This is a genomic window from Bacteroides sp. UBA939, assembly GCF_002293435.1.
Classification (GTDB): Bacteria; Bacteroidota; Bacteroidia; order Bacteroidales; family Bacteroidaceae; genus Bacteroides.
On the sequence record NZ_DBDF01000101.1, the window covers coordinates 1 to 12,588 of the forward strand.

Consider the following 12,588-nt stretch of genomic DNA (forward strand, 5'->3'; position numbering starts at 1 on the left):
CAACCGGGTTTTCGGACTGACCCGATGTTAATCAATGATTTTTTTAGAATTGCTTTTTGTTGCAAATTGAATAAAAAAAACGGACTGCAAGTAAATCAATACCGCAGTCCGTTTATTACCGTTAGCGCCTCAGCGCTTATCACTTCTTTATTTATTCCTCATCCATCAGGATTTCCAGAATCTGGCAAGCAGCCTTGGCAACCGGAGTACCGGGGCCAAAGATAGCAGCCACACCGGCTTTGTAGAGGAAGTCGTAATCCTGTGCGGGAATTACACCGCCGGCAATCACGAGGATATCCTCACGACCCAGTTTCTTCAACTCTTCAATAATCTGCGGAACCAACGTCTTGTGTCCGGCAGCCAGTGAAGACACGCCCACTACGTGAACATCATTTTCAACTGCTTCGCGGGCAGCCTCGGCAGGCGTCTGGAACAAAGGTCCCATATCCACGTCGAAACCACAGTCGGCATATCCGGTCGCTACAACTTTAGCGCCACGGTCATGACCGTCCTGACCCATTTTGGCAACCATGATACGGGGCTGACGTCCCTCTTTCTTCGCAAACTTCTCAGCCAGTTCGCAGGCACGCTTGAAGTCGCTGTCGTTCTTACTTTCTGATGAATACACGCCTGATATTGTTCTGATTACTGCTTTATAACGTCCTACAATCTTTTCGCAAGCATACGAGATTTCACCCAACGTAGCGCGAACACGGGCAGCTTCCACCGCCAACTCAAGCAAGTTGCCTTCCTTGGTTTCCACACACTTGGTGATAGCCTCCAATGCTTTCTGCACAGCGGCCTCGTCGCGTCCTTCTTTCAAAGTCTTCAAGTTGGCAATCTGCTCCTGGCGAACAGCCGTATTGTCGATTTCGAGGATATCAATCGGAGCTTCTTTCTCCAGACGATACTTGTTCACGCCGACAATAGTCTGAGTGCCGGAGTCGATACGCGCCTGTGTACGTGCGGCAGCTTCCTCGATACGCATCTTGGGAATACCGGTTTCGATAGCCTTCGCCATACCTCCCAGCTTTTCAACTTCCTGAATAAGCTCCCATGCTTTGTGAGCCAACTCGTTAGTCAGAGACTCTACATAATAAGAACCACCCCACGGGTCAACGTTCTTGCAGATAAAAGTTTCTTCCTGAATATAAATCTGAGTGTTACGGGCAATACGGGCAGAGAAGTCAGTAGGCAACGCGATGGCCTCATCAAGCGCATTGGTGTGCAGCGACTGCGTGTGTCCCAGTGCGGCAGCCATAGCCTCGATACAGGTACGACCTACATTATTAAATGGGTCTTGCTCCGTCAGCGACCAACCGGACGTCTGAGAGTGTGTGCGCAATGCCAGAGATTTCGGGTTCTTCGGATTGAACTGTTTCACAATCTTAGCCCACAGCATACGTGCGGCGCGCATCTTGGCTATTTCCATAAAGTGATTGGTACCGATAGCCCAGAAGAACGATAAGCGGGGGGCAAAAGCATCAATGTCGATACCGGCAGCCGTTCCGGCACGCAGATATTCCAAGCCGTCGGCCAGCGTATAAGCCAACTCGATATCCGCCGTAGCTCCCGCTTCCTGCATGTGGTAACCGGAGATAGATATTGAATTGAACTTCGGCATCTTCTGAGAAGTATATTCAAAGATGTCGGAAATAATCTTCATGGAGAATGCGGGCGGATAAATATAGGTGTTACGCACCATGAATTCTTTCAGGATATCATTCTGAATAGTACCTGCCATTTCTTCCAACTTGGCGCCTTGCTCCAGACCGGCATTGATGTAGAATGCCATAACCGGAAGCACGGCACCGTTCATTGTCATGGATACGGACATCTTGTTCAAAGGAATACCATCGAAGAGTACCTTCATGTTTTCCAGCGAGCAGATAGATACACCGGCTTTTCCGACGTCGCCTACCACACGTTCGTGGTCGGGGTCGTAACCGCGGTGCGTAGCCAAGTCGAATGCAACAGACAGACCTTTCTGTCCGGAAGCCAGGTTACGGCGGTAGAATGCATTTGATTCTTCGGCTGTAGAGAATCCGGCATACTGGCGGATAGTCCAGGGGCGCAGCGTGTACATCACTGAGTACGGGCCACGCAGGTAAGGAGGAAGACCGGCGGCATAGCTGAGATGCTCCATGCCTTCGAGGTCTTCTTTTGTATAAACAGGCTTCACTTCAATGTGTTCCGGCGTTTTCCAATCAGCATGGATGCCGTTAGCCTTTTGCCATTCAGCGCCGTTCACAGGCTGAAATGCAGCATATATATCTAAGTTCTTAAAATCTTTTCTCATCTTACTTCAAAAGTTTAGCGTTGTATTCCTTTAATGTTTCCAGCACGTTGACACGCACATGGATGAAGTTCTCGATACCGGCAGCCTGCAGTTCTTCCATGTTGGCAGGAGCGCCTGCTACGATAAATATAGCCCTACCGCCCAATGCCTTGAAGGCAGGAACAGCATATTCCGCATATTCATCATCGCTGGAACACAATACCACGATGTCTGCTTTGGCAGCCATGGCAGCCTCTACACCTGCTTCCACTGTGGGGAAACCGAGGTTGTCAACCACCTCATATCCGGCACAAGCCAGGAAGTTGCAAGAGAACTGGGCACGCGCCTGACGCATAGCCAGGTTACCGATAGTCAACATAAACGCTTTCGGGCGTTTGCCGGATGCTTCCGTTTCGAGACGCAACGCTTCGAATTCGCTGGCGGCACGGTCGAAGTTCAATGTCTGAACAGCTTTCTCGCAAGTATCGTGTCCACCGCCGCAGCAGCAAGCAGCTTCAAGCGGCTTCTTGTCGCCTGCTTTTTCTGTAAAGTTCGGGAATTGGTTAGTACCCAACAACACTTCGCGACGCTGAGCAACTGCTTTATGACGAGCCTTATTGCTTTCGTTCACAGCAGCCTGCACCGTACCGGCTTTCACTGCGGCATAGAAACCACCGGCTTCTTCTACTGCAAGGAAGAGTTCCCAAGCCTGCTTGGCTATGGATACCGTCAGATTTTCAATATAATAGGAACCGGCGGCAGGGTCAATCACCTTGTCAAAGTGAGACTCTTCTTTCAGCAACAATTGCTGATTGCGCGCCATACGTTCTGAGAATTCATCAGGAGTGTTGTAAGTCTTATCAAACGGGGTAACCGTCATGGAGTTCACACCACCCAGAGCAGCACTCATAGCCTCAGTCTGCGTACGCAGCAGGTTTACATGGGCGTCGAATAAGGAAAGGTTGAATGTGGAGGTTTCGGCGTGTACGCGCATTTTGGCGGCACAACGGCATTCACCGTTAGGGCCTTTGTTTTCGCATTCACGCAGACATTCGGGGTTGTACGAAGCAACAATATTTGCCCATAACATACGTGCAGCACGGAATTTAGCTATTTCGAGGAAATAATTGGAACTGATACCAAAGTTGAACTTTATCTTCTTGGCGACAAGAGCGGCAGGAAGTCCGGTTTCAGTAAGTTGGTTCATATATTCATTACCCCATGCAAGAGCATAACCCAGTTCCTGAGTGATATATGCGCCGGCGTTGTTCAACGTCAAAGCGCTTACATTCAATACCCGGTATTTCGGTAACGTGGCGGTTGCTTCAATCAGAGCTTTGGCGGTCTGCACCATGTCTCCCTTTTCTTTGCCTTTCGCCAGCATCTTGTCGAAGAAGTCATAACCGATGGAGCCTTGCAACTTCGTCAAATCATAGTCTTGCTTCGCGAAGTAAGCCGCCAGCAATTCTGCCAATTCCACTACATGCCCCTGGCAAGTGTAGAAGTTCAGTTCCACACACTCGGCGCAGATACCTTCGAGCAGAGTCTCGATGTATTCGGCATTGAGTTCCTTCGCCTTTACACGGAACGCAAGCGAATCAATCCCCTTATTAAGAATATCCAATGCCTTTGCATTAGCCTCTTTGGGGCAATCCACCTTAATTTCCTGACGAACGAGCCATTCGTTGTTGTCTTTTCCGGTACCTCTGAGGTAAGGGAATTCACCGGGAAGCGCATCCATCGTTTTCAGTCCTTCGAGGTCTTCCATGCGGTAGAAAGGTTTAACCTTGAACCCTTCGTTTGTCTTCCAAACGAGTTTCTTCTCAAAATCAGCGCCTTTCAGGTCGGCTGTTACTTTGTCCATCCACTGTTCGGTGGAATTGGGAGTAAAATCCGAGAAGAGTTTTTCTTTACTGTCTGCCATAGTCTATGTAAAAATTTAAAAGATAATTAGTAATCTCTTCTTTTTCCTAATTCAACAGGAAATAGGAATTGCAAAGATACTCAATAACTTAATAACACAAGGATTTTTAAGTAAAATTCGCAGGTAAGATGACATTCTGAAAGGACAGCTCGTTGCGTGCACGTACATAGAACAATATATGCCCGAATATGAAGGACTCCTTTTTTTCTTTATCAAACCTTTTGTCACATCCTCTTTATTGCATACCTTTGCGCAAAATTTCAAAACAACAATAAAAAAGACAAACAAAAAGGCTATGAATTGGTTAGAGACTTTGTTATGGGATCCCGCTTCTGTCGCTCATATCGTATGCTTATATGCATTTGTTATTTCCATCGGTGTGCTTCTGGGTAAAATTAAGATTTTCGGAATATCTTTAGGAGTGACATTTGTGCTATTCACCGGTATCCTGATGGGGCATTTTGGTTTTACGGGTGAAACACATATCCTGCACTTTATCCGCGAATTCGGATTAATCTTATTCGTATTTTGTATTGGTTTACAAGTAGGCCCGTCATTTTTCTCTTCTTTCAAGAAAGGAGGAATGACGCTGAATATGCTTGCCGTAGGTATTGTAATACTTAATATTGCAGTTGCGCTGGGTATTTATTTCCTCGACGGACGTATCGACCTTCCCATGATAGTAGGTATCCTTTATGGCGCGGTCACCAATACCCCGGGCCTGGGCGCCGCACAGGAAGCGTTGAACCAGTTCAGTTATACGGGCGAGCCTATCGCACTGGGTTATGCATGCGCTTATCCGCTTGGAGTTGTAGGTATCATCGGTTCCATTATCGCCGTTCGTTATATCTGCCGGATAAACCTGAAAAAGGAAGAAGAAGCGCTTACCACACAAGTTTCCGACATAAAGCACTTGCCACACATGCTACACCTGGAAGTTCGCAATGAGTCAATCGACGGGAAAAAACTCATCCGGATCAAAGAACTTCTGGGACGTTCTTTTGTATGTTCACGTATTCGCCATGACGGACACGTAAGTATCCCCGATCAAAGGACAGAGTTCCACACCGGTGACCAAGTATTCATTGTATGCTCCGAAGAAGATGCCGAAGCCATTACCGCTTTTATAGGTAAGGAAATTAAGGTGGATTGGGAAAAGCAGGATATGCCGATGGTTTCGCGTCGCATATTAGTGACAAAATCCGAAATCAACGGCAAGAAACTGGGCAGCCTCCATTTCCGCAACATGTATGGAGTGAATGTAACTCGCGTAAATCGTTCGGGCATGGATTTATTTGCTGACCCCAACCTGATATTGCAGGTAGGCGACCGTGTAATGGTTGTTGGCCAGCAAGATGCCGTAGAGCGTGTAGCCGGTGTACTGGGTAACCAGTTAAAACGTCTCGATACTCCGAACATTGTGACTATCTTCGTAGGCATCTTCCTGGGTATTCTATTGGGTAGCCTTCCGATTGCTTTCCCGGGTATGCCTACTCCGGTGAAACTGGGTTTGGCAGGTGGTCCGCTGGTAGTTGCTATCCTCATCGGTCGTTTCGGACACAAACTGAAGCTGGTAACCTATACAACGATGAGCGCCAACCTGATGTTACGTGAAATAGGTATTGTACTCTTCTTAGCCAGTGTAGGTATCGAAGCGGGCCAGCATTTTGTACAAACAGTGGTAAACGGAGACGGTTTGTTGTACGTAGGTTATGGTTTCCTCATCACGGTTATCCCTTTGCTGATAATCGGCATAATAGCCCGTTTCTATTATAAGGTAAATTACTTTACTTTAATGGGATTGATTGCCGGCAGTAATACCGACCCGCCCGCCTTGGCGTATGCCAACCAGACATCCGGCAATGATGCCCCGTCAGTCGGTTATTCCACAGTTTATCCCTTGACAATGTTCCTGCGCATTCTGGCAGGACAGATGATACTGCTGACGATGATATAATACCGGCTTTATACCAGGAGGTAAAGAAGGTATAGGCAGTAAAGAAGTTATAGAAGTTACAGGAGTTATAGAAGTTATAGGAGTTATCGCTTCGCTCAGGAGTTATCAGCCAACAAGTTGGCTTAGGAGTTAAAGCCGATAGTCGGTGAATCATAAACCAGGCTATCGGCTTTAACTTATTTAACTCCCAACGAAGGGATAACTCCTCTAACTCCTAACGATGAAATAAGTCTTTTTATTCCAACGGCAAGATAAACCAGAAGCATGAACCTTTATCCGGTTCACTATCCACACCGATTGTACCGCCTAACTGCTCAATGATACTCCGGCAAATGGGAAGCCCCAAACCGGTACCCTGAACAAAAGAGTTCAGCTTTACAAAACGCTCAAATATCCGTGAGATACCTTCCGAAGGGATACCTATGCCGGTATCCTTTACATATACCCGCACATGCTTTGCGTCCGGCTGGTCATACCCGATACGGATACTGCCGTGCGAAGTAAACTTGATGGCATTATTCACAAAGTTGGAAATCACCTGGTACAAGCGGTTAGGGTCGCTCGTTATAATGCACTCCGGCAACGTAGAATCAAACAAAAGCTCAATCTCCGGCTTCACGCGCAGGATCATGGAACGGAAAATATCACCGCACAAAGTCTTTATGTCCAATTCCCTATACTTAAAGTCTAATGTTCCCGCCTCTATCTTGGACAAGTCCAGAATATCCGAAATCAATTGCAGCAGCAGTTCATTGTTCTCTTCCACCAGTTTGGAATATTCACGTTTCTCTTCATCGTCTTCCATTTCAATCAACAGACTGGAGAAACCGACAATCGCATTAAGGGGTGTACGTATCTCGTGGCTCATGTTTGCCAGGAAAGCGCTCTTCAGGCGGTCAGTCTCTTCAGCCGTTTCCTTAGCCTTAATCAGTTTCTCTTCCGTCTCTTTCAGTTCGGTGATATCATAATTAACGCCGATTAGTTCTGTCTGTTCATTCTCCGAATCATACTGATTAACCACTACATTCACGCGTATCCAATTCCATTTATCCTTTGTATTGGGGCGGCGCACACGTATTTCACTCCTGAAAGTTTTGGCTTCACCCAATTTTGCCTTTTCATAGAAGCCCAGTATATGTTTCCTGTCTTCGGGGTGTATCTTATTATATACGCCGGCCACTTCCGAAAGAGGCGTATCTTCATCTTCACCCCAGTTTTTATACCACTGTTTGATGGCGTAACCTTCACGGGTAAACAAATTCAGCTTGACATATCCTACCTTGGCATAATCAGAGATAAGCTGGAAGAAGTTTTCGAAATCACGAATACGGTTCATCGAGGTAATCCGTTCCGTGTTATCTATGTTGATGAGAATAAAACCGATGCAATCTCCCTTACTACTGTATATCCTGCTGACTTTGGTATATAGTGTACTATTACCGGATTTTTCTGTCGGATAATAACCGTTCATGTGCCCGAATTGATATTCCCTTGAGAAATCGAATTCATCTTCTGTCTCTATACGGTCGCGAATCTCCTGAGTAACATTAGGGTCTTCAAAAAGGTTAATCCCCAGCACATCTTCCTTGCTTTTGCAACCGAATATTTCCAGATCTCTGTTATTAAGGTCAATCAGTATGCCATTTTTATCAAAGATTTCAATGCCCACGGGGATATTGGCGAAAATGTTACGCAAGAGTTTCTCACTGCGATCCAATGCCATATAAGCATGGCGTATCTCGGTAACATCCATATAAAGACAAACCACTTCATTGGGTTCGGGCAAATAGAAGACACAATGGCACGTTTTGCCTGTGATATGAAAATATTTATCCAATTCTTTATATGTACCCTGGCGATATACGTCCGAAATAATCTTTAGATTCTGAGACATTTCCCCCGGGAGGTAAACGTTCGAAGCCAGATTCCCTTTATAAGCATCCAAAGGCAGTCCATAAAGATCGGCAGCATATTGATTGGCATCTGTTATAAAGTAGTCATTGGGATTCCCCTTCTCGTCAAAGAGAATGTTAATCCGGGTGTATCCCAGAGGCATATATTTATAGAGGTTGGATAAGAAAGCGCGTTCACGGTCGGCTTCATCACGGGCAAGGCGCAGGCTGATACAGATATTGATGATATTGGCAAGGGAAGAGAACCATTGGTAATCTTCGTTTTTCCAACGATAATGCCTGTCTACAAGTTCTATGCCGATAAATCCCCATACACGTTCGGAATTCCGTAGCGGAACAGCCATTATTGACTTGACATTTTGTGAGGCAAGTAATTTCCGCTCTGAAACCGCCTCATCCGGAAGGTCGGATAGATCACTCAACAGAATAGGTTTACCTGACTGTATCCGGTTGAAAAACCACTTCATTATGTTCAAATCAATATGTTGCAGGTTATCTTTTTCCGGTTTAACGCCTTCAGCCACCACTTCATAAGTGCAACATTCGGTGTGGGCCTCAATATTGTACTCTATAATATACGCCCGCCCGGCACGGAAGAGTTCGAGCAGATCCTTTAAAACCTTTGAGATAGTACCGTCCAAGGTTTTATCTTTCAGAAAATAATGCAGCGAATTGGATACCGAGTTTTGGCGGAACAACAAATCATTGAATTGTTTCAGGATATCGTTCGATTGCCCGTTTCCAGGGGTATCCACTATCTGAAGTATGCCAAAGGCCATCAGATGTCCGTCTTCCGTCACCCACTTCTCGCCCAAACGGGAGCGTACCCAGACTTCATCCTGCAGTACGGAGTTAATAGGGAAAGTCTGCTCGTACACTTCCAGTTCCTCTATCAAAAGGAACTCCCTGCCAATACGGGCGCGGAAGTCTTCACGGATAACCTGACTGAATTCTCCAAAAGTCAACGTATTATCTTTCAGACCAAACAGCTTACAAACATACTCTGAACATAAGAATTCTTTAGTTGCAAAATCAGCCTCCCACCACCCTATTTGCGCAGTGTTCGAAAGGCGACGAAAGCGTTCGGCTTCATGTGATTTATCAACGTTCATACTGGTAAAACGTACATTAAGTTTTTGAACTTTTGCAAAGATACGCTTTAGGAATCAAATCCGGACTATTCACATATAAATTTATATGGTTATTCGCATCTATCCTGAAGTATGAACAGCTACTTAAATGTGACAGTATCATTAGTAACAAAGTCTGCTTTGCCTTATACAGAACTATAACGAGCCTATTACGGAGTTTGCTCAGCAAGTTCTCAAATTTTATCTCCAGCTTAGAGATGTGTATCTCCAGGCTGGAGATGCATATCTTCAACTTGGAGATGTACATCTCCAGGCTGGAGATAAACTTTCATATACGCCTCAACCCATTCTTGTCTTTAAAGAGAAGATTCCTCAAAGCCGGGAAGAAACTTTGTTAAGTAGCTGTTATCACAAAGAAGATAAGGTTCTTTATTCTAAATTACTGAGCGAAGCGATAACTCCTTTAACTCCTAATTCGCATAAGTAACCGAATTGTAACCGTTTAGAAAGCTAATTGTATGGTATCTGTATTACGGCTGTAATCCTATTCCCTCATCTTTGCACCGAAAACAAGAAATTATAAAAGATGAGCATGAAACCGGATTTAGGAAAGATCTTCTTCCTTATTTTATTACTTACCCTCTCTGCAATGACTGCCCTGGCAGGCAACCTCAAAGGAACCGTACTCGACAAACAAACCAAAGAACCGCTAACCGGTGCCACCGTACAGATAACCGGAACCACGCAAGGCGCCGTGGCCGACATCGACGGTAACTACCTGCTGGAAGTGAAAAACGGAACGTACACCATAATCGTGAGATACATAGGATACAAAGATATCCTGCTGAATGACGTAAAAGTACAGAACGAAACCCTGCTGAACTTCGAGATGGAAAGCGACGCACAGACCCTCGGCGAAGTCTCCGTAACAGCCAGGAAGAACCTGGAAGGTGAGCGCGCCCTGCAAATGGAACGGCAGAAAGCCACCCTCGCCATCGAGAACCTCGGAGCCAAAGAGATGAGTATCAAAGGTATCAGCAACGTAGAGGAAGGTGTGAAGAAGATAACGGGCATCTCCATCGCCAGCGCCGGGCAACTGATAGTCCGCGGACTGGGCGACCGCTACAGCACCACTACCTTGAACGGACTTCCCATCGCCTCGCCCAACCCGGACAACAAACTTATCCCGCTGGACATCTTCCCCGCCTCCACCGTGCAGAACATCACCGTGAGCAAAGTGTACGATGCGGGCGCCTTTGCCGACTATTCGGGAGCGCACATCGACATCAGTACAAAGGAAAACGTAGGCAGCGATTTCTTCTCCGTCAGCTTCAACACGGGAGGTAAGTTCAATACACTGGGGAAAGACTTCTACCAAATGAACCGCGACGGTTCACTCTTCAAAACACCCTCACTGAACCGGAAACTAACGGACATGTCACTCTCCGATTTCGAGGACTATGCCCGCAGCAACTCCCTCTTCAACACCAGCTTCCGGGTAGATAAGAAGACTTCCCTGCCCGAATTCGGCGGGAACATCGGCTTCGGCAAACGCTTCGACCTCGGCGGAAACGAACTCAGCCTCCTGGCATCCGTAGGCGTAAGCAACGACCTGCAAGCCATGAACAACGCCTCGGTAAGAACACTCGAAGCTACCGGAAACACCCTGAATGAGTTCACCTACGACAGTTACTCCAACGAACTGAAGATAGCCGCACTGGGCAACCTGGGTTACAGTTTCCGCACAGAAGACCACATCGGATACACCTTCTTCTACGCCCGCAATGCCGTAGACACCTATATGCACCGCGAGGGCGTGGACTACGAAGACCACAACCTGATAGGCAGCAATGACGTGACGCACATCTACAGTCTGCAAAACCACCAGGTGAACGGCAAGCACCACTTCGGCAACCAATGGGATGTGAACTGGAGCGGCTCTTACAGCAAGACGGGCAGCGACGAACCCGACCGTCGGCAGGTGATGTACATCCGCGAGGACAACCAAATCAAACTCTTCAAACTCAACCGCCAGGAAACCATGCGCTACTTCGGCGAACTGAACGAGAACGAGTGGGTGGGCGACTTCACTGCCAGCTATCGCTTCGGCGACAACAACAGGCTCCAGGCAGGCTTCACCTATAAGGACAAGAACCGTGACTATATGGGCACCCGCTTCTACTACAACCTGAACAGGCTGAATCCCACCATCACCGACATTTACGATACGGACGCCTTCCTCAACATGGAGAACATAGAGAACGGCTCCATCACCATAGACCGCGTCAAGCAACCCAAGGACAGTTATACGGCAGGCAATGATATCTATGCAGGATACCTCTCCGCCGAATATTATCCGATAACACCTTTGCTGGTGAACCTCGGAGTACGCTACGAAGTCAGTAAGCAGTGGGTAAACTACCACACCGACGGTGGAAAAGCCGAACGTAGCGAACTGAACAAGAACGACCTCTTCCCGGCACTGAACGCAAAGTATCAGATGGACGCGAAGAACAGTCTGCGATTCGCCTTCTCCCGTACCGTGACGCGGCCTTCGTTCATCGAAATGGCTCCGTTCCTTTATCAGGAATCCTACGGTTCGGCACAGATACGCGGTAATGCCGACTTGCAGAACGGTTACAACTACAACATCGACCTGCGCTACGAACTGTTCGAGAACAACGGGGACATGCTTTCCGTCACAGCTTACTACAAGCACCTGGATGCTCCGATAGAGCGTGTACAGACATTGGCAGGCGGTTCTGCCGTCCACTCCTTCCGCAATGCGGACAATGGTATGGCTACGGGCGTAGAGATAGAGTTCCGCAAAGAAATAACCAAGGACTTGCGCTTCGGCATCAACGGTTCTTATATGTACACCAACGTGAAATTGCCCGAAGGCGGCGCTTATACCAACAGCCAGCGTGCCTTGCAGGGAGCATCGCCCTATCTGGGTAATGCAGACCTCACCTACTCGCCAAGCTTTGGCGAAGAACGGCAGCTCAGCGTTGCCTTGCTCTACAATCTGCAAGGGCCGCGCATCCATTCGGTAGGTATCTCCGAACTGGGCGACGTTAAGCAACAGCCGGTACATACGCTGAACTTCACCGGCAGTTACCGCTTCAACAAGCGTTTCTCGGTGAAGATGCAAATTAACGACCTGCTGAATCAGGACATCCTCTTCAAACAGGAAGTGCCCACCACCGGAGAGAAACTGGAAGTGGAACGCTTCAGGAAAGGTACGGGGGTTGAGGTGGGATTCAGTTATGACTTATAGGGATTAGGGATTAGGGGTTAGTGATTAGGGATTAGTGATTAGTGATTAGAGGTTAGAGGTTAGTGATTAGGGATTAGTCTTTAGGGATTAGTCTTATAAAGGATAATTTAGCAGTGCAAATCATCAATAGAAGTATCTCTATTCTCCT

General features: G+C 47.1%; 5 protein-coding genes. 2 read left to right on the forward strand and 3 right to left on the reverse strand.

Annotated elements, in window-relative coordinates; translation table 11 throughout:
- Positions 1-151: 151 nt before the first annotated feature.
- Both scpA and mutA read right to left on the reverse strand, forming a co-directional pair.
- Positions 152-2,299 carry a methylmalonyl-CoA mutase gene (gene scpA, locus B2Z67_RS07095; protein ID WP_291529122.1) on the reverse strand — a complete coding sequence of 716 codons (2,148 nt, stop codon included), beginning with the start codon at positions 2,297-2,299 and terminating at the stop codon, positions 152-154.
- A 1-nt stretch (position 2,300) separates the two neighbouring features.
- On the reverse strand, positions 2,301-4,202 hold the full coding sequence (mutA, locus tag B2Z67_RS07100) for a methylmalonyl-CoA mutase small subunit (RefSeq protein ID WP_291529123.1): 1,902 nt from the start codon (positions 4,200-4,202) through the stop codon (positions 2,301-2,303).
- A 295-nt stretch (positions 4,203-4,497) separates the two neighbouring features.
- On the opposite strand from mutA, the gene B2Z67_RS07105 reads away from it, so the two are divergent.
- Positions 4,498-6,159, forward strand: coding sequence for a putative transporter (locus B2Z67_RS07105; RefSeq protein WP_291529124.1), 1,662 nt, complete (start codon positions 4,498-4,500; stop codon positions 6,157-6,159).
- Between the two features lie 235 nt (positions 6,160-6,394).
- Here the strand turns inward: B2Z67_RS07105 and B2Z67_RS07110 are convergent, their stop codons facing one another.
- Positions 6,395-9,184: an ATP-binding protein gene (locus tag B2Z67_RS07110; RefSeq protein ID WP_291529125.1), complete on the reverse strand. Its 2,790-nt coding sequence runs from the start codon at positions 9,182-9,184 to the stop codon at positions 6,395-6,397.
- Between the two features lie 565 nt (positions 9,185-9,749).
- On the opposite strand from B2Z67_RS07110, the gene B2Z67_RS07115 reads away from it, so the two are divergent.
- Positions 9,750-12,440, forward strand: coding sequence for a TonB-dependent receptor (locus tag B2Z67_RS07115; protein WP_291529126.1), 2,691 nt, complete (start codon positions 9,750-9,752; stop codon positions 12,438-12,440).
- The last annotated feature ends 148 nt before the right edge of the window (positions 12,441-12,588 follow it).

Coding starts and splice junctions, on each gene's coding strand:
- B2Z67_RS07115 (WP_291529126.1), top strand. CDS start 9,750: ATGAGCATGAAACCGGATTTAGGAAAGATCTTCTTCCTTATTTTATTA.
- B2Z67_RS07110 (WP_291529125.1), bottom strand. CDS start 9,184: ATGAACGTTGATAAATCACATGAAGCCGAACGCTTTCGTCGCCTTTCG.
- B2Z67_RS07105 (WP_291529124.1), top strand. CDS start 4,498: ATGAATTGGTTAGAGACTTTGTTATGGGATCCCGCTTCTGTCGCTCAT.
- mutA (WP_291529123.1), bottom strand. CDS start 4,202: ATGGCAGACAGTAAAGAAAAACTCTTCTCGGATTTTACTCCCAATTCC.
- scpA (WP_291529122.1), bottom strand. CDS start 2,299: ATGAGAAAAGATTTTAAGAACTTAGATATATATGCTGCATTTCAGCCT.